Source organism: Ensifer sp. ENS09, from assembly GCF_014852425.1.
Classification (GTDB): domain Bacteria; phylum Pseudomonadota; class Alphaproteobacteria; order Rhizobiales; family Rhizobiaceae; genus Ensifer.
In genome coordinates, this window is sequence record NZ_JACVBP010000006.1 from 1 (window position 1) to 26,278 (window position 26,278).

The following is a 26,278-nucleotide window of genomic DNA, read 5'->3' on the forward strand; positions in this document are numbered from 1 at the left end:
CCCAAAATCAGCCTCAGCCAATCCAGGAAACTCTAGAGCGAAGGTCGTCGTCGCCAGCAGCGCCGCCGCCCTCGTCAGTGATCGGGCTTATAGACCCCCGCCCTCACAGACGTCAACAGGGATTTTCGGAAAAAATGACAGATTTCTGACAAAGCCCACAAACGCAGGGCTTTGCGCCCCCAAAAAACTTTTGCCCCCTCCCCCGGGCCTGTGGAGACACAATTTGGCCCTACCTTTTTCACAATCCGCCTATCTAAGCGAAGACGAAGATGCGTCGCGGATGCCGGCGCGCGGATAGGCTTGGGATATATAGGATATCGCCCTTGCCGCTTCCGCGCGTGATTTGACTCCGCCGCGTGAAAGATGCACACCTTCGCGCAACGTATCGCAGGCAAGAATACGGTTTAGAGAAATCGGGGACCCTCAGTTCGGCATGATCACCGACAAGAACATGGTCAGGTCGCTTGGCGACCAGCCACCGATCCTGGCGCATGGCCGGCGCGCGCCCGACAGGCGCGAGATCTCGCTGCGCTGGCTATCGGGTACCTTCCTGACGGGGATCACCTCGAGCCTTCTGATGGGTGTCGCGCTTTTTGCAGCGCTTGACGGACGCCAGCAACTGGCAATCCCGGCCGAAGCCTACGCCGCACTCGATGCCGGTTCGAACGGCGACGAGCAGGCAACCGCCGTTCGCGGCGGCCGCATCCTGTCGCCGAAGCTCGTTGCCAAGCCAGCCGACAAGACGATCATGGAAGTCTCGACGATGACCCATGACGGCGAGAAGGAGGTAGTGCGCAAGCAGCCCTTCGTTCATGTCAAGATGGCGCTCGCCGCCAATCATCAGGCCTCGGAAAGCTATCCGGACTTCGATCCTCTGGCGATCTTCTCGACGGAAGAGGCGGACGAAGAGTCCCCCGTTTCGCGAACCGGCACACTTTACGGCTCGAATGTCGATTCCGAAGTGGCGCTGAAAACCGTCGACTTCCCGCTGCGTGGCGGCGCCACTTTCGACAGCTCGATGTCGCTCGAAGAGGTCGAGGAAAATGTCCGCACCAACGGTTCTGTCCTGACCGAAGGCAGCACCCAGGTTGCCTCGCTCTATTATGTCGATCCGCAGCGCTTCGCCTCGGAGAATGACGGGCTCGATCTTCTCCAGGGCCTGACCGCCCGCATCGTCGAGCAGAACAAGAGCGACGCCGCCTACGAGACGATCGACGAAGAAACCACCGAATACGCCGACGACATCATCCCGGTGCGGCGCCAGACCGACATCGCGACCGTGATGAGCAGTGCCGGCTATACCAAGGCGCAGGCCGAAGACGCCGCCGGCTATCTCGGCCAGGCGCTCGGCGCCAGCGAACTTTCCGAAGGCGATGTCCTGCGCATCGGCATCATTCAGAACGGCGAGACGCAGAAGGGTCAGGACGCGCGCATCGTGCGGGCCACGATCTATTCGCGCAACCGGCATGTGCTGACGATGGCGGTCGACGACAAGGGCCGCTTCGTGCCCGGCGCCGAGCCGCCGAGACTTGACGCGGTCGCCACCGCCTTCGACGACAACGGCGCGCCGGTCATGACCAGCAGCCACGATCTGCCGCGGGTCTATGACGGGATCTACCGGGCGGCACTTTCCTACGGCATGAACGCCGACATGGTCGGCCTCGTCGTCAAGCTGCTCGCCAGCAATGTCGATTTCCAGGCGCAACTGAAGCCGACGGACTCGCTCGAAGCCTTCTTCTCCGTGACCGACGAACGCGGCATGGCAACGGAGGATTCCGAACTCCTCTATGTTCGCGCCAAGTTCGGCGACGCCGTTACCGCCTTCTACCGGTTCCAGGATCCGAGCGACAACACGATCGACTATTTCGACCAGGACGGCAAAAGCATCCGCCAGTTCCTCTTGCGCAACCCCGTGCCGAACGGCCACTTCCGCTCGGGCTTCGGTATGCGCCGCCATCCGATCCTCGGCTTCTCGCGCATGCACACCGGCGTCGACTGGGCAGCCCCGCGCGGCACGCCGATCATCGCCGCCGGCGGCGGTGTCGTCGAAAAGGCCGGCTGGGATTCCGGCGGCTATGGCAACCAGACGCTGATCCGCCATGCCAACGGCTACGTGTCCTCCTACAACCACCAGAGCGCGATCGCCAAGAACGTCAAGGTGGGCAACAAGGTCGTCCAGGGCCAGGTGATCGGCTGGGTCGGCACAACAGGCCTTTCGACCGGACCGCACCTGCACTACGAGCTGATCGTCAACGGCAACAAGGTCGACCCCTTGCGCATCCGCCTGCCCGGCGGCAAGTCGCTTTCCGGCGATGCGATGGCGAAGTTCGAGAAGGAACGCGACCGGATCGACGAGTTGCTGAACAAGGACGGCACGGGCGCAGAGGTCGCGAGCAACTAGCCGCAGCTCCCCTCCCCTTCTCGAAAATCCGCACAAACAAAAAGGCCGCCCCGAAGGGCGGCCTCTTGATTTGAGCGTTGCTGGACTTAGGCGGCTTCCTTGTCCGGCCCCGCCCCGCGCTTGAAGTTGAGGCGATCCGAGCCCGAGAGCACCTTGACGGTCGAACCATCAGGGAACTCGCCTTGCAGGATCTTCTCGGCGAGCGGATCCTGCACGAACTTCTGGATCGTCCGCTTCAGCGGACGGGCACCATAAGCCGGATCGTAGCCCTTGTCGGCCAGGAACGCGCGGGCATCGTCGTCGAGCTCCAGCGTGATCTTGCGCTCGGCAAGCAGCTTGCGCAGCCTTTCGAGCTGGATATCGACGATCGCACCCATTTCCGAACGGCGCAGCCGGTGGAACAGGATGATCTCGTCCACGCGGTTCAGGAACTCCGGCCGGAAGGCGGACTTCACCACCTCCATCACCTGGTCGCGAACCACATCGCTGTCCTCGTTTTCGCCAAGCCCGACCAGATATTCCGCGCCAAGGTTCGAGGTCATGATGATCATCGTGTTGCGGAAGTCGACGGTGCGACCCTGACCATCGGTCAGGCGGCCGTCGTCGAGCACCTGCAGCAACACGTTGAAGACATCCGGATGCGCCTTCTCGATCTCGTCGAACAGCACGACCTGATAGGGCCGGCGCCGAACGGCTTCGGTCAGCGCACCGCCTTCCTCGTAACCGACATAGCCCGGAGGCGCGCCGATCAGTCGAGCGACGGAGTGCTTCTCCATGTATTCCGACATGTCGACCCGCAGCAGCGCGGTTTCGTCGTCAAAGAGGAACCGGGCAAGCGCCTTGGTCAGCTCGGTCTTGCCGACGCCGGTCGGGCCCAGGAAGATGAACGAGCCGATCGGCCGGTTCGGATCCTGAAGGCCGGCGCGCGAACGCCGGACGGCACGGGAAACCGCCTGCACGGCGTCACCCTGGCCGACAACCCACTTCGCCAGTTCGTCTTCCATGCGAAGCAGCTTGTCGCGCTCACCTTCCAGCATCTTGTCGACCGGAATGCCGGTCCAACGCGAAACCACATGCGCGATGTTGTCGGGGGTCACAACCTCCTGCACCATCGGGTTGGCATTGGCGTTCTCCTGGCTTTCGGCGTCCGAGAGCTCCTTTTCGAGCTTCGGAATGACACCGTAGGTCAGTTCGCCGGCACGCTGGAACTCGCCCTTGCGCTGGACGATCGCCAGCTCGTTGCGGGCTTCGTCGAGCTGCTTCTTGAGATCGGCGGCACGCCCGAGCTTCTGCTTTTCCGCCTGCCAGCGGGCCGTCAGCGCGGATGCCTGCTCTTCCAGGGAAGCCAGATCAAATTCGAGCTTCTCCAGCCGATCCTTCGACGAGACGTCGGTTTCCTTCTTCAGGGCTTCGCGCTCGATCTTCAGCTGGATGATGCGACGATCGAGCTCGTCGAGCTCTTCGGGCTTGGAATCCACCTGCATGCGCAGCCGCGAGGCGGCTTCGTCCATCAGGTCGATCGCCTTGTCCGGCAGGAACCGGTCGGTGATGTAGCGGTTCGAAAGGGTCGCGGCGGCAACCAGGGCCGAATCCGAGATCCGGACCTTGTGGTGCTGCTCGTACTTTTCCTTCAGACCGCGCAGGATCGAGATCGTGTCCTCGACCGTCGGCTCCTCGACCATGACCGGCTGGAAGCGACGGGCAAGGGCCGCGTCCTTTTCGACATGCTTGCGGTATTCGTCGAGCGTGGTCGCGCCAACGCAATGCAGCTCACCGCGCGCCAGCGCCGGCTTCAAAAGGTTGGAGGCGTCCATGGCGCCATCGGCCTTGCCGGCCCCGACCAGAGTGTGCATCTCGTCGATGAACAGGATGATCTCGCCGTTTTCGGCCTGCACCTCGTTGAGCACGGCCTTCAGCCGCTCCTCGAACTCGCCGCGGAACTTCGCACCGGCAATCAGCGCACCCAGGTCGAGCGCCATCAACCGCTTGTCCTTGAGGCTTTCCGGCACGTCGCCATTGACGATGCGCAGCGCCAAACCTTCGGCGATCGCGGTCTTGCCGACGCCGGGCTCACCGATCAGAACCGGATTGTTCTTGGTGCGGCGCGACAGCACCTGGATGGTACGGCGGATCTCGTCGTCGCGGCCGATGACGGGGTCGAGCTTGCCCTCACGCGCATCGGCCGTCAGGTCGCGTGCATACTTCTTCAGGCTGTCGAAACCCTGCTCGGCATTGGCGCTGTCGGCGGTGCGGCCCTTGCGGATGTCGTTGATCACCTGGTTGAGCTTGGTCGGCGTGACACCGGCCTTCTTCAGCACATCGGCGGTGGCAGCCGAGCTTTCGATCGCCAGCGCCAGCAACAGGCGCTCGACGGTCACGAAGCTGTCGCCGGCCTTCTTGGCTGCGTCTTCGGCACTCGAAAACACCCGCGCGAGCGGCTGCGACAGATAGACGGAACCGTTGCCGCCGGAAACCTTGGGGAGCTTTGCCAGCGCTGCGTCATTGCCGGCGCGCGCTTCGCGGGCATCACCACCGGCCCGCTCGATCAGCGAGGCGGCCATGCCCTGGTCGTCATCGAGCAGTACCTTCAGCACATGCTCGGGCGTGAATTGCTGGTGTCCTTGAGCCAGCGCATAGGTCTGCGCCGACTGCAGGAAACCGCGCACGCGCTCGGAATATTTTTCGATATTCATACTCTACCTCCATATCCCGGCAGGCCCATCATGGCACCCGTCGGTGTTTCAGGATCAGGCTCCCGCATTCGGCAAGCCTGGCAGTGTGGCGCGATCCCCGCTTTGCGTCGGATCAACGCGTCCGAAGTGAATATGGGGCAGCGATTTTGGAAATTAAAGAGCCTCGCGACGCTCCTGAGATGGAAATCTGCAACCGCGAGGCGGCCGCGCGCCGAAAGGGCAACGCGGCCGCCAGATTGCCTATGCCGCGGGCGTCCGCTCGGCAAAGGTCGCGCCGAAATCCTTCATCCGCCGCACGTAGTAGCCCGGGTCGATCAGGACCTCCGGCAGATAGAGCCCCGGCGCCGGGGCTGCCCCGCCCTCAAGGCCGAGCATGCGCTCGACCGCAAGGGCGACGCCAAGGGCCGTCAACGGCGCCTGGCCCTGAGGGTGCACGATCTCATACCGACGGTCGACCGGTTCGCCATGCTTGTCGCGGCCCTTGATATCGATGGCGATCTCGGTCGAGAACGGCTCGCCGCGCCGTCTGCTCGCGGAGACGCTATAAGCAAGATCCAGCCGGATATCGCTGGCGTTGGTGCGGGCCGAAAGCGCCATGACGTCGAAGGGCGAATAGGCGGTCGCTTCGAGCTCGACGCCGTCAACGCTTCTGAAGTGCGTCTTGGAATCCTCGCCGCCAGCCCAGTGGAACTTGCCATCCGTGACGGTCAAAGCCGCGGGCGCGAGACCGGTGATGCGGTTGTAATCGGCAAGCGCTGCCGGCCCGCCCATGTCCTCTTCGTCGAGCAGGACCCCGATGCGGATCGCATCGATCGCCTCATAGGCTTTGGCAAAGTCGAGGATGGGGAAGATCGCGGCGCCGGCGAGCCAGTGACTGGCGAGCAGGATCGGCGCGCGGTCCGGCGCGTGGATATACTGCGCCATCTCCGGACCGACCTCGAAGGTCCCGCTCGATAGGCTGATATAGGGGATGCGGTGGCGCTGGGCGTAGCGCATCGAGCTCAGTTTTTCGTCTTTCAGGAAGATGACGACCGCACTGAAGCGGCGCTCGGCGCCGAGGCCGAGATCCGGTCGCCCGAGGTCAACACTGACCCCGACTGCATCGCCAACCTCGCGCGCGACCGCTTCGGCCTTGCCACGGTCGCGACCACCGATCGCGATCGGCAGCGCCGGGTGCAGACGACGAATGATCTTTGCGGCCTGCGACCCGACGACCCCGGAACCGCCAATGATCAAAACGGGCAGAAACTTGCTCGACATCTTCCTATCTCCTAAACGAGAGGTAAGTGGCACCTACAAAACTTACCATTAGTAACTTACTATTGGTAAGTAAGATGCCGAAGGCCACTTTCAAGAGGCGTGAGCCGACGCGAAAAGAGGATTGTGACCGATGAGCCGGACGAAGGGCCGAAAGCTTGCCAAGCCGGAGCGACGCGCCCAGTTGCTCGAGACCGCAAGGGAGATCCTGCGCGAACGGGGCGCCGACGCCCTGACGCTTGGCCATCTCGCCGAAAGCGCCGGCGTCAGCAAGCCGATCGCCTACGAACACTTCGGCACGCGCGAGGGGCTTCTGATCGCCCTCTCCCAGGAAATCGAAGACCGGCACACGGAAAAACTGAGGGTGGCGCTGAATGGTGCCGCCAGTCGGCTCGATGCGGTCGCCGACATCATCAGTTCGGTCTACATCGCCTGTGCGGTCGAAAGCGGCGAGGAATGGCAGGCGATCTCCGGCGCGCTGCGCGGCAATGCCGACATGATCGCCACGCAGCAACAGCAGGTCGACGACTACGTCGCCATGATCAAGACGGCCCTCTCCCCCTTCTCGGAAATCGCTGAAGACGATCTGAGGCTTCGCTGTACCGGTATCGCCGGCGCGGCCGAAGCGATCGGCCGCGAACTGATCCGTGGGCGCACAAGCGAGACGGCCGCGAGCAGCAACCTTGCTGCGCTCATCATCGACAGTGCCAAGAGCTGACCAACACAAAGGCTGATCAGCGGTGGCCGGACAAAGAAAGACCCGGCCGCTAAGGGCCAGGTTTTTGGTGCCTGCACTGGACAGGCTAAGGATTGCGACTTCGCTTATTCGGAAGCGGCGAGAGCCGGTGCTTCCGGCGCGTCATCACCCGACGGCTGAGCCTCGTCGGCGGCACCTTCGGCGGCGCTGCGGCGCGGACGGCGCGGACGCGGCGTGTTGCGGCGGCGCGAAGCGGCGCGGCCGGAAGCGGCCGGTGCCTCTTCTTCCATCGCGACTTCGGCCGGCGTGCCTTCGATCACCGGCTGCGGGCCGGTACCGTCGATGACAGGCTGCGGCTCGGAAACCGGCGCTGCGGCTGCGGCAACCGGAGCCGGCATGTCGTCTACATAGCCCTGATCCAGATCGTCCTGGTCCTGGTCGGCGGCATCGTGGCCGCGGAAGTCCTGACGGTCGTCACGCTGGAAACGGTCCTGCATCTGCGCCTGTGCGGCAGCAATGATGCGGTTGTAATGCTCGGCGTGCTGCAGGTAGTTTTCCGCCATGACCCGGTCGCCGGAGCTCTGGGCGTCGCGCGCAAGTGCAGAATACTTCTCGGCGATGTGCTGGGCCGTACCGCGAATCTTCACATCCGGACCGGAGCTGTCGTAGGTCCGCGTCAGCGGGTTCGAGCCCTTGCGGTTGTGATTGTTGTTATTACCATTGTTGTTGTTATTGTTGTTGTTATTCCGCCCGCGGCCGCGCTTGTTTTGCTGTCCTGGCCTCATAGTACATTCACCCGAATTCTCTTGATAATGATGATCATGTGGTTTCGTCTTCCGGCCGGATCCGTTCACGCCCGACAGAACACGCGCCGTTGTGCTCGCACAATGGCGGCTTCGGCGCCGACTGACGTCAAATTAACAGGTACCCGCACAAGGCACTGTTGAACCCTAGCAACTCTTTCTTGAGAGCAATCCCCGTGGCCAGGTCATACCGGAACGAATCTTAGGTCCATGACCTTCTGCCCAGTGCGCGGGCAAACTAGCCCGCTTCCTCTGGGATTCCAAGCCCTTTCTTTGCCTCTGCAAGAAAGAAGATGCGCCAGTGCAGCATTTTTTCAACGGTTTGTGTCGCGTTCGAAGATCAGGACGCGGTCATTGCCGCCGAGATCCTTCGCCTCTTCACGCAGACGGAATTTTTCGGCGTAAAACAACGCCGTTACCGCCTCTTTCTGGTCGAAACCGATTTCCAAGCCTATCACGCCGTTTGTCTCAAGATGATGAACAGCTTGAGAAGCGATGGCGCGATAGGCATCTAGCCCATCTTCTCCGCCATCAAGCGCTGCGGCCGGGTCGTGAAGTCTCACCTCCGGCTCAAGCTCGTTTACTACACTGGACCGGATATACGGCGGATTTGAGACGATGACGTCGTAGCGACCATCCACCTTTTCGTACCAGTTGCTAAGCAAGGGCCGAAATCGATCCGCAAGTCCGAGAGCGGCGGCATTTGCCGTCGCCGTTGCCAGCGCGTCTCCGGATATATCGGTCGCCGTGCCCTTGGCTTCAAGAACCTCAGACAGAAGCGCGAGACAAATCGCGCCCGTGCCTGTGCCGAGATCGATGATCTCGCACCCTCCCTTTCGCGCGACCACCGCGCGCAGATAAGGGATCATGCGATCGACCAGGGTTTCGGTGTCCGGGCGCGGCTCCAGCGTTTCCTTCGACAGCTTCAGCGGCAGGCCGAAGAACTCGCGCTCACCGAGGATGCGATAGACCGGCTCCCGCGCCAGCCGGCGGGTAACCGCAGCCCGGATCCGCTGGGCATCCTCATCCGAAACCGGGTCCCTGCCCCGCGACACGACCGCGCTCAGCGACAGGTCGAGCAGGCCCGAGATCAGATGCCGGACGTCGAGCGCCGCGTGTTCGATGCCGCCCGCCTGCAGGCGATCGCGACTTTCGGCAACCAGGCTCGCGAGCGTCTCGGCCATCGCTCAGCCTCGCTGCTCGCCGAGCTGCGCCAGCTGGCTTGCCTGGTAGTCGGCAAGCAGCGCATCGACGACTTCGTCGATTTCGCCCATCATCATCCGATCGAGCTTGTAGAGCGTCAGGTTGATGCGGTGGTCGGTCAGCCGTCCCTGCGGGAAATTGTAGGTACGGATGCGTTCGGAGCGGTCGCCGGAGCCCACCTGACTCTTGCGGTCGGCCGAGCGTTCGCTGTCGGCGCGCTGGCGCTCCATGTCGTAGAGGCGCGAGCGCAGGACCTGCATCGCTTTCGCACGGTTCTGGTGCTGCGACTTCTCCGAGCTGGTGACGACGAGCCCGGTCGGCAGGTGAGTGATGCGCACGGCCGAGTCCGTCGTGTTAACGTGCTGGCCACCGGCGCCCGACGAACGCATCGTGTCGATGCGGATATCTTCTGGCCGGATCTCGATGTCGATGTCTTCGGCCTCGGGCAGCACTGCGACGGTTGCCGCCGAGGTGTGAATGCGACCGCTCGCCTCCGTCTCCGGCACGCGCTGTACGCGGTGCACACCGGATTCGAACTTCAGCCGGGCAAACACGCCGCGCCCGGAAACGGTAGCGATGATTTCCTTGAAACCACCGGCTTCGCCTTCGCTCGACGACAGCACTTCGACCTTCCACCCCTTGCCCGCCGCATAACGCTCGTACATCCGGAACAGATCGCCGGCAAACAACGCCGCCTCGGAACCACCGGTTCCGGCGCGGATTTCAAGGATCGCGCTCTTTTCGTCGGCCGCATCCTTCGGCAGGAGCAGGATCTGGATTTCCTGCTCCAACCCCTCGATCGCCGCTTGGACCTCGGGCTTTTCCATTTCGGCGAGATCACGCATCTCGCGGTCGGTCGATTTGTCGGCGAGCATGGCGGTGATGTCAGCAAGCTCCGCCGTCGCCTTTTCATAGGCGCGGATCTTCGTCACCACCGGCTGCAGTTCGGAATATTCCGAGGCGAGCTTGACGTAGACGTCCGCGGCCGGGCCGGCGGACATGCGCGCCTCGATTTCGCCGAACCGCCGTTCCAGTTCGCGCATCTTTTCAACGGGAAGCTTTGCCAAGTCTCACTCCAATGCGTCTTGCCCCGGCCGGATCAGCTCCGGACGAGGGTTGCGACGCGTCACTTCGATCTAAACCGGAATGCCGTTTTCCGCGGCGAAATCCACCAGCATCTGGCGAACGGGCGTCTGATCGCGCGTATCGTCCAGTGCAGCGTTGAGCTGTGCGCCGAGCTTGGAGGCGTCAAGCGCCAGAAGCATCGCCTTGATCGGCCCGACGGCCGTTGGCGACATCGACACCGAACGGAAGCCAAGCCCGAGCAGCGCCATGGCCGACAAGGGCTTGCTCGCCATCTCGCCGCAAAGCGTCACCGGCGTATCGTGCCGGTCGCCGGCGCGCACGATGTCGCGCAGGATTCTCAGGAACGGCCGCCCGAGCACGTCGAACCGGTCGGAGACACGGGCATTGCCACGGTCGACCGCCATCGCGAACTGGAAGAGATCGTTGGAGCCGACGGAAACGAAGTCCACCTCCGTCATCAGCTCGTCGAGCTGCCACAGGAGCGCCGGCACTTCGAGCATGGCGCCGAACTGCAGCTTGCGCGGCAATTGCTCGCCGAGCTTCGACTGCCGCTCGATCTCCTTCTGCAGAAGGTCGCGCGCTATCCTGAGCTCCGAGACTTCGGTGACCATCGGCAGCATCAACTTCAGCTCGACGCCCGCCGACGCGCGCAACATCGCGCGAAGCTGGGTTCGCAACAAACCCGGACGGTCCAGCGAAAGCCGGATGGCCCGCCAGCCGAGCGCCGGGTTTTCCTCTTCCGCGGCGCGGAAATAGGGAACGACCTTGTCGCCGCCGATGTCGAGGGTGCGGAACGTAACCGGCTTGCCGCCCGTCTGCTTGAGCACGCTGCGATAGAAGGCTTCCTGCTCCTCTGCCTTCGGCATGGTCGAGGCGATCATGAACTGCAGTTCGGTGCGGAAGAGGCCGATGCCCTCCGCACCCGCTTCGTTCAGATGCGGCAGGTCGACGAGCAGGCCGGCATTCATCTGCAAGGTGATGCGCTTGCCGTCCTTGGTCAGCGGCTCGACGTCCTTGAGCGCCCGGAACTGCGCCTGGCGGCGCGCCCGGAAGCGGACTTTTTCCTCGTAGGCGCGCTGCAGGTCGGCGAGCGGGCGCAGGTGCACCTTGGCGTCATCGCCGTCGATGATGATCGCGTCGCGGTTCTCCGCAAGCGCAACGGCACCGGTCGCCTGGCCGATCACAGGGATCCCCATGGCGCGGGCGACGATGACGACATGGCTGGTAACGGCGCCCTCTTCCAGCACCAGGCCGCGCACGTTTTCGCGCGGGTAGTCGAGCAATTCGGCAGCACCCATGGCGCGCGCGACGATCACCGCATCGTTCGGGAAGTCGCTCGCCGAAAGCTTGGCGCCATAGCCCGAAAGCTGACGCAAAAGTCGGTTGGCGAGATCGTCGAAGTCATGCATGCGCTCGCGCAAGTACGGATCCGTCAGTCGGATCATGCGCGCCTTGGTCTCGCTCTGCACGCGCTCGACGGCGGCCTCCGCCGTCAGGCCGTTGCGGATCGCCTCTTCGAGCTTGCGCACCCAGCCGCGGTCATGGGCGAACATACGGTAGGTCTCGAGCACAGCCCGGTGCTCGCCTTCCATCGACACCTCGCGGCGCGACAGCATGTCGTCGATCGAGATGCGCAACGATCCGAGCGCCTCGGCAAGCCGCTGCAGCTCCTGGTCGGTGTCCTCGTTGAGCAGGTTCGTGACGACGATCCTCGGCTCGTGCAGCACGACGTAGCCAAGGCCGATGCCTTCGCCGTAGCTGTTGCCGTCGATCGAGACGGGACGCGACAGGTCGAGTTCGAGACCCGGCTTGGTGATCTTCTTCAGTTCGCCCGTCGCCACCATCTCGGCGAGCACCATGGCGGTGGTCTCAAGCGCCTCGACCTCGTCCTCGCGGTAGTTGCGCATCGCCTTGTTCTGGACGACGAGAACGCCGAGCGCGCGGCCGGTGCGCAGGATCGGCACGCCGAGGAAGGAATGGTAGATCTCTTCGCCGGTCTCAGGCAGATAGGTAAAGGCCGGATGCGACTGGGCGTCGGAAAGATTGAGCGGTCGCGCCGAAGCGGCGATGGTGCCGACGAGGCCCTGACCCATCTTCAACTGCGCCAGGTGAACGGCCGACTTGTTCAGACCTTCGGTCGCGTAGAGCTCGAGAACGCCGTCGGAGCGCAGCACGTAGACTGAACACACTTCCGCGACCATGTTCTGCGCGATCTGGCGCACGATACGGTCAAGGCGCTCCTGCGGCTCCAGCGGTTCCGCCATCAACTCGCGCAACCGCTTGAGGAGAACGCGCGGACCTGCGGAAAGGTCTCTCATCGCGTGGGGTCTCCCGATATAGAATAGACGGGGCAAGAGGAGCCGCGGCCGGACGGCCGCGAATCCCAAATCAGTCGCCTGTCGCTTAACTCTTATCGAGACCGTAAGCGGAATGCAAAGTGCGAACCGCCAATTCGGCGTAGGGACCGTCGATCAGGATCGAAATCTTGATTTCGGAGGTGGTGATCGCCTTGATGTTGATGCCCTTGTCGGCAAGCGCACGGAAGGCGGAAGCGGCAACGCCGGCGTGGCTGCGCATACCGATGCCGATGACCGAAACCTTGACGAGGCCTGCTTCGGACTGGACGACGTCGTAACCGATCTTGTCCTTGTTGTCGCCGAGCACCTTCAGCGCCTTGTCGACGTCGCCGGAGGGAACCGTGAAGGTCATGTCGGTCTTAGAGCCGTCCTCGGAGATGTTCTGGACGATCATGTCAACGTTGATATGGGCTTCAGCCAGCGGGCCGAAGATCGCGGCGGAGACGCCCGGCCGGTCGGCGAGACGGCGCAGCGAAATCTGGGCTTCATCCTTGGCATAGGCAATGCCGGTTACGACTTCCTGTTCCACGATCTCATCCTCATCACAAATCAGCGTACCGGGCGGATTGAGAAGGTCACCCATGCCCGGCGCATCGGGATCTTCGAAAGACGAACGCACGAAGGTGCGGACCTTGTGCACCATGGCGAGCTCGACCGAGCGCACCTGCAGCACCTTGGCGCCGAGCGATGCCATTTCCAGCATTTCCTCGAACGCGATTTTCTTCAGCCGCCGCGCCTTCGGCTCGATGCGCGGGTCGGTCGTGTAGACGCCATCGACGTCGGTGTAGATGTCGCAACGGTCTGCCTTGACCCCTGCGGCAATCGCAACGGCCGAGGTGTCGGAGCCGCCGCGACCGAGGGTGGCGACGCGGTTGTCCGGGCCAAGCCCCTGGAAGCCGGCAATGACGGCGACCTGGCCCTCACCCATGCGGCGGACGAGTTCGGCACCGTCGATATCGAGAATACGGGCGGCGCCATGGGCATTGTCGGTGCGGATCGGGATCTGCCAGCCCTGCCAGGAACGGGCGTTGATCCCCATCGACTGCAGCGCGATCGCCAGCAGGCCGGAGGTCACCTGTTCGCCGGACGCGACGATCGCGTCATACTCGCGCGCGTCATAGAAGGGGGAGTTGGCGCCGGTTGCCTTCGGCATGTTCTGCACCCAGCCGACCAGCTCGTTGGTCTTGCCGGACATGGCGGAAACGACGACGGCTACTTCGTGGCCGGCATCGACTTCGCGTTTCACATGGCGGGCAACATTGTGAATGCGGTCCAAATCAGCGACGGACGTTCCGCCGAATTTCATCACGATGCGTGCCATGTGCCTCTACCGGTACCCAATTTGCGCGCGTGAGGCGCGCGTGACAGGAAAGTCCCCGCCGGCGCCCGACGATCAAAAAGCTTGGGAGACTTCTCGGACATCGGCAGTCACCGCTTCGGGGAGCGGAAAGTCGCGGCGTCTCTTAGCGGATCGGGGGGCCGCACGCAATGGCAAGAGGGCAGGAATAAGGCGCGGGAACCCCGGCCGGAAACCTGTACCGGGACAAGAATGCGCCACTTGCAATTGCAGCCATGGCGGCTAGGCTGCCAGCGAGGGATCAAGGGGGCAGACATGCAGACACGACGCATAGCCGCAACCGGGCGCGCCGCAGCCCACCTTGCCGGCACATTTGCGCTGGCGCTGCTCGCTTCCGCACCGGCGCGCGCTGCCGATTTCGACACCGAGCGTATGGCGCCTGAGAGCGACTGGACGGTGATCGTCAGCCCCTATATCTGGGCCGCCAGTCTGAAGGGCGACGCATCGCTCGCCGGCTTCGACACGGATGTCGATGTGCCGTTCAAAGACACGCTCGACCATCTCGATCTTGCGCTGATGGGCAATATTGAGCTGACCAACGGTCAATGGGGCGTCTATTTCGACGGCCAATATGTGCGTACCAGCCAGGATGAAGAGCTGCTATCCCACGAGATCGGCCTCGATATCAAGATAACGACGCTGGCCGCGGGCGCGTTCTATCAGATCTACGAGCAGGAGCTTGGCGGCAACACCGCCTTCGGCAAGCCGAGAACGTTCTCGATCGAGCCGACGGTCGGTCTGCGTTGGACGAAGCTCGAGGCCGACGTCTCCGTGCTTGGCTTCAACGCGGCGAAGAGCGCCGACTGGACCGACCCCTTCGTCGGCGTGCGCGTGAAGGCGGATCTCAGCGAGCGATGGAATCTCGCGGCCGAGGCCGACATCGGCGGCTTCGACGTCGGCTCCAAGCTCAGCGTCAACGCCCAGGCCTATCTCGGTTATCGCACCGAAATGTTCGGCCAGCCGACGATCCTGCGCGCCGGCTATCGCCTACTCTACCAGGACTATGAAAGCGACGATTTCACCGGAGCCAACAAGTTCCGTTGGGATGTGAACCAGCATGGCCCGGTCATCGGGTTTTCGATGCTGTTCTAGAGAGACTTGATCCGCACGCGACCGAAAGGGAGAATGCCGTGACGTTTATCGGAAAGTCCGCCCGCTCGATTGTTTCAGCGGCACTCGCCAGCCTTCTCGTCTTTGCCCAGACCAGCGCCGAAGCCTGCACGCGCCTCGTCTATCTCGGCCCTGACGACAATATCATCACAGCGCGATCCATGGACTGGAAGAGCGATGTCGCCACCAATCTCTGGGTGCTGCCGCGCGGCACCGAACGCGATGGCCAGGCCGGCCCCAATTCGTTCAAATGGACGGCGAAGTATGGCAGCGTCGTTGCCACCGGCTATGACGTCTCCACCACCGACGGCGTCAACGAGGTAGGGCTGAATGCCAACCTTTTGTGGCTGGTCGAATCCGAGTACCCAAAGTTCGATGACAAATCGAAGCCCGGCCTGACGATTGCCGCCTGGGCGCAATATGTGCTCGACAGCTTCGCAACTGTCGAAGAGGCAGTGGCAGCGCTCGAGAAAGAGCCCTTCACCATCGTCACGGACAATGTTCCGGGCGAGAACCGCCTGACGACGCTGCACCTTTCCATCTCCGACAAGACGGGCGATAGCGCCATCGTCGAATATATCGGCGGCAAGCAGGTGATCCACCACGACCGCAAATACCAGGTCATGACCAACTCACCTGTCTTCGACCAGCAACTGGCGTTGAATAGCTACTGGAAGCAGATCGGCGGAACGGTGATGCTGCCCGGCACCAACCGAGCATCCGACCGGTTCGCCCGCGCCTCCTTCTACGTCAATGCCATCCCGAAGGACGAGAACCCCGACCGGGCGCTGGCGAGCGTCTTCAGCGTCATTCGCAATGTCTCGGTCCCCTATGGGCTCAACACCCCGGAAGAACCGAACATTTCCTCGACCCGCTGGCGCACCGTCGTCGATCACAAGCGCAAGCTCTACTTCTTCGAATCCGCGCTGACACCAAACACCTTCTGGATCGACCTGAAGAAGATCGACTTTGCCAAAGAGACGGGCAAGGTTATGAAACTCGATCTCGGCGAAAACCAGGATCACACCTATTCGGGCGACGCGACCGGCGATTTCAAGCCGGCCGAACCATTCAAGTTCCTCGGCCTGCAGATGTGAGCCTTCGATGCCGGGGCATTGAAAGTTGCACGCGACGATGGTATTCACACCGCGCAACTTGAATTCGAGGAAGGGGGGCTGCACGTGATGACATTTTTCCGGCACCACCGCCAGCGTGGCCCCGTCCAAGCCCTGCAGATGCGTTTGCAGGGCTGACCAGAAACCTTTCGCACAGTTGCGAGCCCTATCCCTGGTCTGCCCAGAGTGATGTAGTGCGGAACCGTTCCGGTTCATATGCCTGCATCGTCTTCCAATACCGAGCCGACGTGGCCCGAGCACAGCAGATTTGCTGTTGCGGGCGCAATCATCCGCCAACCACGGCATGAGCTTGCCGCCCCGGATGTCGCATCGTCGCTCGCGCAGTCCAGAGAACGACCATGGCCTTGATCAATATCCGCAACCTCGGCGTCAGCCTGAGCGCGCCGCTTTTCTCCAACCTCAACCTCTCCGTCGCCGCCGGTGACCGCATTGGCGTCGTCGCCGCCAACGGGCGCGGCAAGTCCACGCTTTTAAGATCGGTCGCCGGCACCTTCGACCCGACCGCCGGCGAAATCACCCGCTCGCGCGGCCTGACGGTCGGTCACGTCGAGCAGAACGTGCCTGCGTCCCTTTTGCCTCTGTCCTTCCACGACGCCGTTCTTTCGGCGCTCCCGGCCGACCAGGCGGAAAACGAAAGCTGGCGTGTCGATATCGTGCTCGATTCCCTCGATGTGCCGGAGGTTCTGCGGGCGCGCGCCGTCTCGGAGTTGAGCGGCGGCTGGCAGCGGCTGATGCTGCTTGCCCGCGTCTGGGTCAGCGAGCCGGACGCCCTGCTTCTGGACGAGCCGACCAACCATCTCGATCTCGCCAAGATCGGCCGGCTGGAGGCGTGGCTGAATGCGCTGCCACGCGACGTGCCGGTGCTGGTTGCCAGCCACGACCGCGCCTTCTTGGACGCCACCACCAACCGCACGCTGTTCCTGAGGCCGGAGCAATCGCCGGTCTTCGCGCTCCCTTATTCAAGGGCGCGCGCCGCTCTCGACGAGGTGGACGCATCGGAGGAGCGGCGTTACCAGCGCGACATGAAGGTGGCCCAGCAGCTGCGTCGCCAGGCCGCCAAGCTGAACAACATCGGCATCAACTCCGGTAGCGACCTGCTCACGATAAAGACAAAGCAGTTGAGACAGCGCGCAGAACGGCTGGAGGATGCGGCAAAGCCTGCGCATCAGGAACGTTCCGCTGGCGCGATCCGACTCGCCAACCGAGGCACCCACGCCAAGATCCTGGTGACGCTCGACGACGTCCAGGTCGAAACGCCAGACGGCACCCCGCTCTTCCGCACCGGCAAGCGCTGGATCTGCCAGGGCGACCGCATCGTGCTGCTCGGTGAAAACGGCGCCGGCAAGACCCGGCTCGTCAACCTGATCCGCACCGCGATCGAGGAGCCCTCCCGCGCGCCGGAAACGCTGAAGGCAACGCCCTCGCTCGTGCTCGGCTACAGCGACCAGGCACTTGCCGGCCTGTCGGACGAGGAGACGCCGCTTGCGGCCCTCTCCCGCCGCTTCTCGCTCGGCGATCAGCGCGCCCGGAGCCTGCTCGTCGGTGTCGGCGTCGGCATCGACATGCAGGAGAAGGCGACCGGCCGGCTCTCGGGCGGCCAGAAGGCGCGTCTTGCCATGCTGGTGCTGCGCTTGAAGGAGCCCAATTTCTACCTGCTCGACGAACCGACCAACCATCTGGATATCGAGGGCCAGGAAGCGCTCGAAGCGGAGCTGTTGAGAAACGAGACGAGCTGCCTGCTCGTCTCCCACGACCGCAGCTTCGTGCGCAATGTTGGCGACCGTTTCTGGCTGATCGAAAAGCGCCGCCTCGTCGAGGTCGAGGATCCCGAGGACTTCTTCGCCTCGGCGGCTGCAGGCGACGTCGGCTGACATAACCGCAATCATCGCAAGCGTGGCGCCCGCAAAAAAGCGGGCGTCATCAGTCGCAACACCATCAAGCTGGCGGCCGCGCAATCAGGCAGGCGACCTCGCCGCTGTCGAAGCTCTCCCCCAACCGGGCCTCGACCTGCCAGCTGTGGCGAAGGGCCGCCGCCTCGAGTCGCGCGCCAACGTCGTCCGCCCCTGTGGACGGCTCGTCATGGAAAAGAAAAAGGCGGCCCTCCGGCTTCAACACCCGCACCAGCGCCGCAAACTCGCGGGCGGGATCGCCCCGCGTGAACACGCCGACGCGCATGGCGAACACCTTGTCGAAGCGGCGACCACCGAGATCGATCGAGTACAGCTCCGAAACCCGCAAGGCAGCCCGCCCGGCGGCGATGTATTCGGCATTTCGACTTGCTGCCGCCGCAATCATCGCAGCCGAGCGGTCGATGGCGACTATCTCTCCATCGACAAGCCGCTCGCAAACCCTCGCTACGGCAACGCCATGGCCGCAACCGACTTCTAGCAGATGATCGGACGGCTGCGGCGCGACGACGTCGACCGCCCAGTCGATCCTGTTCAGCGTCATCTGGATTGCTCCCCTTTCCTGCCTCGGAAACTAGCACGCATACCGGCGCCAGTCCATCCGATGCAAATATAAAACCGCTTGCATAATTATATCAGTTTTGTCACTCTTCCCGTGAGAGAGCGTGCCGTAACGGGAGAGAGAAATGCGCAAGGTCATCATGTGGGACATGGTTAGCGTTGACGGCTTCTTCGAAGCACCGGGACACGACATCGGCTGGTTCGTCTTCGAGGACGAGCTCGCCGCCTATATCGGCGAAACACAACTCGGAACGGGCACCCTGCTTTTCGGCCGCGTGACCTATGAGATGATGGCGGCCTACTGGCCGTCGGCCGAAGGTGACATCGCGACCTTCATGAACGGCGTCGAGAAATTCGTCTTTTCGCGCACGCTGGCCTCCGCCGATTGGGCAAGGACGACGCTCGTGACCGGCAACGCCGCCGAGGAAGTCAAACGATTGAAGACGCTCGAAGGCGGCACGATATTCATCTTTGGCAGCGCCGATTTCGCAAGCGAACTGGTCGAGAAGGGCCTCGTCGACGAATACCGCCTCGGCATCAATCCGGTATTGCTCGGCGAGGGTGTGCCCCTCTTCAAACCAGGGCTGAAGCGAACGAAACTCAAGCTGACCCACGCGCGCCCTCTGACGTCCGGTGTGGTTATCCTGCACTACCAGCCGGACGCGAGCGCTTAGCAGGACGGGTGTCACGCAGGCGCGTGCGCCGATCTGGCCCAGCGCCACCTCTTGACTTCCTTGTCCGATCGTCCGACTTCACTGCTGCACAACTCCCTAAATCGGGATCGGTTTAGGGATAGATGATGCAGCAGTTTAAAGTGTTGCGGCGTCCGTAGCGCGTGGTAAATGACGCGCGGCGCTGTCGGGACGATGCAAGGAGACGGCGACATGAGCGAGACCGCACGCACGACGATCGACCAGAGCGAGGTTGACCGCTTTTCCGCCATGGCCGCGGAGTGGTGGGATCCGACCGGCAAGTTCCGGCCGCTGCACAAGTTCAATCCCGTTCGCCTCGCCTATATCCGCGACAAGGTGGCTGAGCATTTCGGCCGTGATCCCAGGAGCCCACAGCCGCTGAAAGGCCTGCGGCTGCTCGATATCGGCTGCGGTGGCGGTCTCCTGTCGGAGCCGATGGCGCGCATGGGCGCAGAGGTGCTCGGCGCCGACGCCTCCGAAAAGAACATCGGGATCGCGAAGACCCATGCGGCCGGAAGCGGGGTAACTGTCGACTATCGCGCGGTGACCGCCGAAGCGCTCGCCGAAGCCGGCGAGAGCTTCGACATCGTGCTCAACATGGAAGTGGTCGAGCATGTCGCCGATGTCGACTTCTTCATGACCACCTGCGCCCATATGGTGCGCCCCGGCGGCCTGATGTTCGTCGCCACGATCAACCGCACGATGAAGGCGGCGGCGCTTGCCATCTTCGCCGCCGAGAACGTGCTGCGCTGGCTGCCGCGCGGCACGCACCAGTATGAAAAGCTGGTGCGTCCGGAGGAACTGGAAAAACCGCTCGTGGCGAACGGCCTCGAAATGACCGAGCGGACCGGCGTGTTCTTCAATCCGCTTTCCAACCAGTGGAACCTGTCCAAGGATATGGACGTCAACTACATGATCGTCGCCAAGCGACCGCTATAAGCAGTTGCCGGCGGGCTCAACCGGCCTGCCGACGCTCCTGCCATTCGCGCTTCAAGAGCGCATAGACGTATTCGTCTCCCCAGACATCGTTGAACCGGTCGTTCTCGATCAGATGCGCTTCGCGGCGCATGCCGAGACGCTCGACGACACCGACCGATCCCTTGTTGAGGGCATCGAGCCGGGCAAAGATCCGGTGGAAATTCATCGTCGAAAAGCCGAGATCGAGCATGGCCCGCATCGCCTCGGTGGCATAGCCCTTGCCGGCAAAGGCGGGATCGAAGATGTAGCCGGTCTCCGCCTGCTCCGCCGCGCGGCTGGCGAGTTTCAGCAGTACCTCTCCGATCACGGCGCCATCGTCGCGACGCTCGACGGCGAACAGGGCGACATCCCCATCGTCCACAAGCTTTGGCGCCGAAGCCTTGGCGAATTTTGTCCGCGCTGCCGTTTCGTCCAGCGGTTCCTGATAGAGATAGCGATAAACTTCCGGCAGCCGGTGATAGGCAAAGTAGCTCGCGAAATCATCGGGTGCAAAAGCCCTGATGATGAGGCGATCGGTGGAAATGCGGATATCGGACAACGTCATAGGCTGAAAAACTCCCACTGCAAAACCGCCAGATGGGAAGCAAGCCGTTGTTTTTAAAGAGGCACCCAGGCTTTTACGCAAAATGGGGTGAGCATTTCCCGCTCGCGCGTCAGTTGACTTCGTCGGGCAGAATCGGCAGCGGCGCGACGGCAATGCCCTCTTCGAGCAGCGCCACGGCCTCTTCCGCGGTTGCCTTGCCGATCAGGCCGCGTTCTTCCGCTTCGCCGTAATGGATCTTGCGGGCCTCTTCCGGAAAGCGCTCGCCGACATCCTCGGCGTTTTCGCGCACGGACTTCACCAGCTCGCGGATCTTGGCGACCGTCTCCTTCTGCGCCTGGTCCATGATCACCGCCCGCGTCGCTTCCTTCTTGCGCGCAGTCGCGACCGAAGGCGCCATCAGTTGCTTGGCGACCGACGTTGAATTGCAGCTCGGACAGGAGACCAGCTTGCGCTCGACTTGGCTGTCGAAATCGTCGCTCGACGAGAACCAGCCCTCGAAATCGTGGCCGTTGTCGCAGGAAAGGGTGTAGCGGATCAAGCGGCAACGCCTCCCTTCCCGGTCGGCGCCACTTCATCGAGCACGAAACTGCGGGCGTTCTTCAAGTTCGGTATCTTTGCGCGCGCCGCGTGCACGGCGGCGACATCGATGTCGGCTAGCACAATCGCCTCACCGGTCGGCCCAGCCGATGCAAGCACGCGCCCCCAGGGATCGATGATCATCGAGTGGCCGAAGGTCTCGCGCCCATCCTCATGCGTGCCCCCTTGCGCGGCGGCAATGACGAAAAGGCCGTTCTCGATCGCGCGGGCCCGAAGCAGGATTTCCCAGTGCGCCTCACCGGTCTGCCGCGTGAAGGCGGCAGGCACCGACATGATCTCGGCACCGGCAACGGCCTGCTGCCGGAAAAGCTCCGGGAAGCGCACGTCGTAGCAGATGGAAAAGCCAAGCTTGCCAAGGTCGAGTTCGGCCAGGCGCGCTATGCTGCCGGGCTGATACGCGGCACTTTCCCGCCAGCTCTCGCCGTTGTCGAGATCGACGTCGAACATATGGATCTTGTCGTAGTCGCAGATCTTCTGGCCGCTCGGGCCGAACAGCAGGCCGCGATTGGCGATCTTGCCGTCGGCAAGCGCGATCGGCGTCGAGCCGACATGGAGGTAGACACCAAGTTCGCCGGCAAGCTGAGCTGCCGCCGCGGCAATGAGATCGTTGGCCTCGTCCTTCAGGATCGCGCGCAAAGCCGCCCGGTCGCGCTGGAGCGCCCCGGTCATTTCCGGCGTCTGGATATAGGTCGCGCCCTGGGCTGCCGCCTCGCGCGCAAGCCGCACCATCGTCTCCGCATTCTTGCGGGTGTCGACGCCGGAACACATCTGAAGGGCTGCAGCCTTGAAAGTCATCTCGTCCAACTCCCGGCGCGCACCGCTGACAAACGGGACGTCGCCTCTTGCAGGGGTGCGGTGCCTCAGGCAGCCAGCATCGCGTCGAGTTTGCCGGCGCGTTCCAGCGCGTGCAGGTCGTCGCATCCACCGACATGAATGTCGTTGATGAAGATCTGCGGGAACGTCGTCCCCCCGTGCGACTTGTCGATCATCACCTTCCGAACACTCGGATCATAGGTGGCATCGTGCTCGAGGAAGGAAACGCCCTTGGTTTCCAGGAGTTTCTTTGCGGCCGAGCAATAGCCGCAGAACTGACGCGTATAAATGACCACCGAAGCCATGATCCTGAACCGCTCCTTTGCCGGCGACCGTGCCGGACATCTGATTGTCATATAAGACCGGATACGGCTCTTGCAAAGGTCAAAACCGTGACCGACCCCGCCCCCGCCCGCTTCAGCGCACGGGTCGCTGCGGCAACGGTTGCGCCGGTCGTATATACATCGTCGACGAGAACCACGCTTTTCCCACTGAGACCCGCCTTGCCGCTTTCCGAGACGGCGAAGGCGCCGCGCACGTTCTCCTCGCGGGCGCGCAGTCCCAAGCGAACCTGCGGGCTCGTGCGTCGGATGCGTTTCAAAAGATCAGGCTGATAGGGACGACCGGAGAGCTGCGCAATCGCCCGCGCCAGCTCCGCCGACTGGTTGAACCGCCGCTTCCACAGCCGGAAGGCATGCAGCGGCACGGGAATGATCGCATCGGCGGAAGCGACGGCACCGTCGCTCGCCCGGATCATCCATGCCGCCATCATCGGCGCGAGATCCGTGCGGTCGCGATACTTCAGCCCGTGGACCAGATCGCGGGCGACGCCTTCATGGATCGCCACCGACCTTAGCCGATCGAAGGCAGGCGGGTTGGCGATCGCCTCCGGTGACACCGATCCGGCGCCATGGTCGACCGAAAACGGGGTGCCGAGAATATCGCAATAGGGCCGTTCGATCAGCGGCAGCGTCGCCCAGCAGGAGGCGCAGACCGCACGATGATCGCCGACCGGCCGGCCGCAGCCGCAACAGACCGGCGGAAAAACGAGATCGACGAGCCCCAGGCCGAACCGTCTCAGCATGCCCGCGCGCCACGCCTGCGGAATACGCAACCTCTCCCATGCCATGCGGTTGACTTTGTGCCTCCGAAGGTCTCTTTGCTGCCCATCGCGGAGAGACTATCGTGGAAAAAATCTTTGACCAGAGCCTCGTCGAGGCACACCGGGCAAGGGCGCTCAGAAACGCCGATCCAAAGGCCGGATTCCTTCTCGACATCGTGGCCGAGGAGCTCGCCGAGCGTGTCGGCGTCGTCGAGCGCCACTTCGACCGCGCACTCGAACTGCACGGTTATACCGGTGAAACGGCCCGCCAACTGATGGCGACCGGCAAGATCGACGCCATCGAGCGCGTCGAGACCGACGCCCGCTTCGGCTCGACCGAGGCGCCGGTGACGATCGCTTCGCTCGAAGAAGTTCCAGCCGAACCGGAAAGCGTCAACCTGATCGTCTCGCCGCTGTCCCTGCATCTGACCAATGATACGCCGGGCGCCTTCATCCAGGTGCGACGGGCGCTGAAGCCCGACGGGCTGTTCCTCGCCGCCATCCCCGGCAGCGGCACGTTGCAGGAACTGCGCGAAGCACTGCTGGCTGCGGAAGCCGAGCTGACGGGCGGCGCCAGCCCGCGCGTCATTCCCTTCGCCGATGTCCGTGACGTCGGCGCGCTCCTGCAGCGCGCCGGTTTCGCCCTGCCGGTAACCGACACGGAAAACTACACGGTCCGCTACGATTCGCTGTTTGCGCTGATCCGCGACCTGCGCGCCATGGGCATGACCAGCCCGCTTTCGGCGCGCAGCCGCACGCCCGTTTCCAGGCGCTTTTTCCTCAGAGCTGCGGAAATCTATGCGGAGCGCTTCTCCGATCCGGACGGTCGCATTCGCGCAACCTTCTCGATCATCTACCTGTCCGGTTGGGCACCGCACGAGAGCCAGCAGAAGCCGTTGAAGCCGGGTTCGGCAAAACAGCGGCTTTCAACCGCTCTCGGTACGAAAGAGCAGCCGCTTTAGGGCGGCATCCACCCCCATATCCGGTTTTAATGTTTATGCGCTTGGGAACGCTGCGGCGAGCGAGTCGTAGACGTAGGTCAGGGCGCTGCCGATCTGGTTGGCTCCGAAGATCAGGCTGAGGGAGACGAGGGCGGCAATCAGCGCATACTCGATGGCGATGCCGCCATCCTTGCCGCGAAACAAGCGTCTAAGCGTTTCCATTCGTCCCCAGCCTGATTTCTGTTCAATCCGAAACGCAAGCCAGCACCAACGGGCCGATGGCGTTCGTTTCAGCAGCCGCTCTTGCGGCCGTCGGCATCGATAATGCAAACCGCTCCGGGCATTTCCTGAAGGACGCTGCGCCGAACCGTGTAGCGCTTGGTAGTCCCGTTCGAAGGGATGGAGCCGGTGGAAATGTTGTCGTAATCGACAGGCGTATTGGCCATGATGCGCTTGTCTGTCTTTGACGACAGCATGGGCGTCAGGATCAGCGTCAGTGCGATCACCGCTGTTCCGAACAACAGCGACAGATTGAGCACACCTGTCCGGCGGGACTGATTGTTCATCAGATCCTTTTCCTGAACCGTGTTCCAGAAATCGTCGTCCACCATCCCAGCCTCACAAACGCGCAAAATACGGCGAACGCAAGCGCCCTTCCCAAGCTTGGTTCTACCGCACTGCCTGAAATCGATACGCCGTTGCTAACGATACGTACCGAAACTGAATTGGAGCTATCTTTGCGCCAGGGAGATAAACGATCGATTAATAATCAATCAGATTTCGGGTAGGTTCAGAGCAAATCCATGAGAAACGGGATGAGCGGTTCGTCCGCCGGCGGCATCGGATAATCGCGCAGGGCCTTTGGCCGGACCCACTTGATCGCCTGGCCTTCCCGCCCGGTCGCAACCCCTTCGTAGCGGCGGCAGACATAGAGCGGCATCAAGAGATGGAACTCGTCATAGGTGTGGCTGGCGAAGGTGAGCGGCGCGAGGCACGCGACCTTGGTGCGGATGCCGAGCTCTTCCTCGAGCTCGCGGATCAGGGTTTCCTCCGGCGTCTCGCCGGCCTCAACCTTGCCGCCCGGAAACTCCCATAGGCCGGCAAGCGATTTTCCTTCCGGCCGCTGCGCAAGCAGGATGCGGCCATCGGAATCGACCAGCGCGCAGGCCGCGACAAGCACGATCTTCTTTCCGTTGGCGTCCATGGCCTCAAGCTCCCGGCGTTCTGTAGATGTAGCTGTAGACTTCGGAGAAACCGGCGCCGCGATAAAGCGCCATGGCCGCGCTGTTGTCCGCCTCCACCTGCAGCCAGGCCTTCTTGGCGCCGCGAAGGCGCGCCCAGCGCAGGCAGACGTCGAGCATTGCCTTGCCGACGCCCTGGCCACGGACACGCTCGTCGACGGCAAACTGCATGATGCCGGCAAGGTCGTTGTCCTGGACAACCAGCGCCACGGCCGTCGGCCCCGTTTCGGCATCCTCGAACAGGAAGAGGCCACTCTCCGGCTTGATCGCATTGATGATTTCCGCCAGCGCCGCCTTGCGCTTCGGATCGCCTTTCGCAATCCCGATGCAGGCGTCGACGAAGCGGCCGACATCCTTGATCGGCAGGTGATCGATGCCGTCGCCAAACTCGCGCTCGACGAGATCGACCGTCATCACCAGGCTGCGGCTGAACGCGGTCCAGCCCTCGGCGTCCATATGGGCGACAAGCTGCGGCGGTGTCAGCGGCGTCTGGCGCACGGTCAGCGGCCGGCCGTAGTCGGCAAAGCGCCGGGCGGCCTTTTCGAGACGGACCGGGATGTCGCGATAGTCGGACGGATCGAGCGGATTGACGGAATTCAACCGCTTGGAATCATGGCCAGCATTGAGCCGGATCAGCCAGCTGCCATCATACTGCACGGACGCTGCCGGCCAGGCGCGGAAACCCACGGCCTCGAGACGGCGCACGTTCGGAAGATCCACCATTGCCACTTCCCCAGCTTGGGCCTGTGCCTTGCCCGCCACGGGCCGAATATCACTCGATGTCATCTTGCTACCTCTGTAC

The 26,278-nt window shown here is 63.0% G+C and carries 25 protein-coding genes; 8 read left to right on the top strand and 17 right to left on the bottom strand.

The window, feature by feature from the left end:
• Positions 1-433 precede the first annotated feature (433 nt).
• Positions 434-2,401: a M23 family metallopeptidase gene (locus IB267_RS26660; protein ID WP_043626166.1), complete on the top strand. Its 1,968-nt coding sequence runs from the start codon at positions 434-436 to the stop codon at positions 2,399-2,401.
• Between the two features lie 86 nt (positions 2,402-2,487).
• Here the strand turns inward: IB267_RS26660 and clpB are convergent, their stop codons facing one another.
• Together clpB and IB267_RS26670 are read right to left on the bottom strand one after the other, a co-directional pair.
• The gene (gene clpB / locus IB267_RS26665; RefSeq protein WP_192450558.1) at positions 2,488-5,094 is read right to left on the bottom strand and encodes an ATP-dependent chaperone ClpB; all 2,607 of its coding nucleotides are present in this window, start codon (positions 5,092-5,094) and stop codon (positions 2,488-2,490) included.
• 240 nt (positions 5,095-5,334) lie between these two features.
• Complete coding sequence (locus IB267_RS26670; protein ID WP_192450559.1) at positions 5,335-6,354, bottom strand: NAD(P)-dependent oxidoreductase; 1,020 nt, start codon at positions 6,352-6,354, stop codon at positions 5,335-5,337.
• A 130-nt stretch (positions 6,355-6,484) separates the two neighbouring features.
• Here IB267_RS26670 and IB267_RS26675 point away from each other — a divergent pair, with 130 nt between their 5' ends.
• Positions 6,485-7,069 (top strand): TetR/AcrR family transcriptional regulator, encoded by a 585-nt coding sequence (locus IB267_RS26675; RefSeq protein ID WP_192450560.1) that lies wholly within the window; start codon positions 6,485-6,487, stop codon positions 7,067-7,069.
• A 104-nt stretch (positions 7,070-7,173) separates the two neighbouring features.
• Here IB267_RS26675 and IB267_RS26680 read toward each other — a convergent pair whose 3' ends face one another.
• From IB267_RS26680 to IB267_RS26700, 5 genes are all read right to left on the bottom strand, one after another.
• The gene (locus tag IB267_RS26680) at positions 7,174-7,833 is read right to left on the bottom strand and encodes a DUF4167 domain-containing protein (protein WP_192450561.1); all 660 of its coding nucleotides are present in this window, start codon (positions 7,831-7,833) and stop codon (positions 7,174-7,176) included.
• 332 nt (positions 7,834-8,165) lie between these two features.
• On the bottom strand, positions 8,166-9,035 hold the full coding sequence (gene prmC, locus IB267_RS26685) for a peptide chain release factor N(5)-glutamine methyltransferase (protein WP_192450562.1): 870 nt from the start codon (positions 9,033-9,035) through the stop codon (positions 8,166-8,168).
• Positions 9,036-9,038: 3 nt separating this feature from the next.
• Complete coding sequence (prfA, locus tag IB267_RS26690) at positions 9,039-10,121, bottom strand: peptide chain release factor 1 (RefSeq protein WP_192450563.1); 1,083 nt, start codon at positions 10,119-10,121, stop codon at positions 9,039-9,041.
• Between the two features lie 69 nt (positions 10,122-10,190).
• Positions 10,191-12,458 (bottom strand): phosphoenolpyruvate--protein phosphotransferase, encoded by a 2,268-nt coding sequence (gene ptsP / locus IB267_RS26695; protein ID WP_192450564.1) that lies wholly within the window; start codon positions 12,456-12,458, stop codon positions 10,191-10,193.
• Positions 12,459-12,543: 85 nt separating this feature from the next.
• Positions 12,544-13,818 (bottom strand): aspartate kinase, encoded by a 1,275-nt coding sequence (locus IB267_RS26700; RefSeq protein ID WP_043622972.1) that lies wholly within the window; start codon positions 13,816-13,818, stop codon positions 12,544-12,546.
• A gap of 291 nt (positions 13,819-14,109) precedes the next feature.
• Here IB267_RS26700 and IB267_RS26705 point away from each other — a divergent pair, with 291 nt between their 5' ends.
• From IB267_RS26705 to IB267_RS26715, 3 genes are all read left to right on the top strand, one after another.
• Positions 14,110-14,946, top strand: coding sequence for a hypothetical protein (locus IB267_RS26705; protein ID WP_246810864.1), 837 nt, complete (start codon positions 14,110-14,112; stop codon positions 14,944-14,946).
• Between the two features lie 68 nt (positions 14,947-15,014).
• The gene (locus IB267_RS26710) at positions 15,015-16,061 is read left to right on the top strand and encodes a linear amide C-N hydrolase (protein WP_371742658.1); all 1,047 of its coding nucleotides are present in this window, start codon (positions 15,015-15,017) and stop codon (positions 16,059-16,061) included.
• 377 nt (positions 16,062-16,438) lie between these two features.
• Complete coding sequence (locus IB267_RS26715; protein ID WP_192450566.1) at positions 16,439-17,971, top strand: ABC-F family ATP-binding cassette domain-containing protein; 1,533 nt, start codon at positions 16,439-16,441, stop codon at positions 17,969-17,971.
• A 64-nt stretch (positions 17,972-18,035) separates the two neighbouring features.
• On the opposite strand, the gene IB267_RS26720 is transcribed toward IB267_RS26715, so the two are convergent.
• Positions 18,036-18,551, bottom strand: a complete 516-nt coding sequence (locus IB267_RS26720) for a class I SAM-dependent methyltransferase (protein ID WP_192450567.1) — start codon at positions 18,549-18,551, stop codon at positions 18,036-18,038.
• A gap of 142 nt (positions 18,552-18,693) precedes the next feature.
• On the opposite strand from IB267_RS26720, the gene IB267_RS26725 reads away from it, so the two are divergent.
• Positions 18,694-19,242 carry a dihydrofolate reductase family protein gene (locus IB267_RS26725; protein ID WP_192450568.1) on the top strand — a complete coding sequence of 183 codons (549 nt, stop codon included), beginning with the start codon at positions 18,694-18,696 and terminating at the stop codon, positions 19,240-19,242.
• 210 nt (positions 19,243-19,452) lie between these two features.
• The gene (ubiG, locus tag IB267_RS26730; RefSeq protein ID WP_192450569.1) at positions 19,453-20,199 is read left to right on the top strand and encodes a bifunctional 2-polyprenyl-6-hydroxyphenol methylase/3-demethylubiquinol 3-O-methyltransferase UbiG; all 747 of its coding nucleotides are present in this window, start codon (positions 19,453-19,455) and stop codon (positions 20,197-20,199) included.
• Positions 20,200-20,215: 16 nt separating this feature from the next.
• On the opposite strand, the gene IB267_RS26735 is transcribed toward ubiG, so the two are convergent.
• The 5 genes from IB267_RS26735 to IB267_RS26755 form a co-directional block, all read right to left on the bottom strand.
• Positions 20,216-20,782: a GNAT family N-acetyltransferase gene (locus tag IB267_RS26735; protein ID WP_192450570.1), complete on the bottom strand. Its 567-nt coding sequence runs from the start codon at positions 20,780-20,782 to the stop codon at positions 20,216-20,218.
• 109 nt (positions 20,783-20,891) lie between these two features.
• Positions 20,892-21,320 (bottom strand): DUF1178 family protein, encoded by a 429-nt coding sequence (locus IB267_RS26740; RefSeq protein ID WP_192450571.1) that lies wholly within the window; start codon positions 21,318-21,320, stop codon positions 20,892-20,894.
• Complete coding sequence (locus IB267_RS26745; protein WP_192450572.1) at positions 21,317-22,174, bottom strand: carbon-nitrogen hydrolase family protein; 858 nt, start codon at positions 22,172-22,174, stop codon at positions 21,317-21,319. Before IB267_RS26745 ends, IB267_RS26740 begins: the two co-directional genes overlap by 4 nt.
• Before the next feature lie 65 nt (positions 22,175-22,239).
• Positions 22,240-22,497, bottom strand: a complete 258-nt coding sequence (gene grxC, locus IB267_RS26750; protein WP_043622990.1) for a glutaredoxin 3 — start codon at positions 22,495-22,497, stop codon at positions 22,240-22,242.
• Between the two features lie 47 nt (positions 22,498-22,544).
• Positions 22,545-23,276 carry a ComF family protein gene (locus IB267_RS26755; protein WP_246810865.1) on the bottom strand — a complete coding sequence of 244 codons (732 nt, stop codon included), beginning with the start codon at positions 23,274-23,276 and terminating at the stop codon, positions 22,545-22,547.
• Between the two features lie 101 nt (positions 23,277-23,377).
• Between IB267_RS26755 and IB267_RS26760 the strand changes: the two genes are divergently transcribed.
• The gene (locus IB267_RS26760) at positions 23,378-24,256 is read left to right on the top strand and encodes a methyltransferase domain-containing protein (RefSeq protein WP_043622996.1); all 879 of its coding nucleotides are present in this window, start codon (positions 23,378-23,380) and stop codon (positions 24,254-24,256) included.
• A gap of 33 nt (positions 24,257-24,289) precedes the next feature.
• On the opposite strand, the gene IB267_RS26765 is transcribed toward IB267_RS26760, so the two are convergent.
• The 4 genes from IB267_RS26765 to IB267_RS26780 all read right to left on the bottom strand — a co-directional run bounded on the left by IB267_RS26765 (position 24,290) and on the right by IB267_RS26780 (position 26,262).
• Complete coding sequence (locus IB267_RS26765; RefSeq protein ID WP_082006159.1) at positions 24,290-24,457, bottom strand: Flp family type IVb pilin; 168 nt, start codon at positions 24,455-24,457, stop codon at positions 24,290-24,292.
• A gap of 68 nt (positions 24,458-24,525) precedes the next feature.
• Entirely contained in the window at positions 24,526-24,846 is a 321-nt protein-coding gene (locus IB267_RS26770) for a hypothetical protein (protein WP_043622998.1), read from the bottom strand.
• A 179-nt stretch (positions 24,847-25,025) separates the two neighbouring features.
• Entirely contained in the window at positions 25,026-25,439 is a 414-nt protein-coding gene (gene mutT, locus IB267_RS26775; protein ID WP_192450574.1) for an 8-oxo-dGTP diphosphatase MutT, read from the bottom strand.
• Positions 25,440-25,443: 4 nt separating this feature from the next.
• Positions 25,444-26,262, bottom strand: a complete 819-nt coding sequence (locus IB267_RS26780) for a GNAT family N-acetyltransferase (protein WP_371742650.1) — start codon at positions 26,260-26,262, stop codon at positions 25,444-25,446.
• Positions 26,263-26,278: the final 16 nt, after the last annotated feature.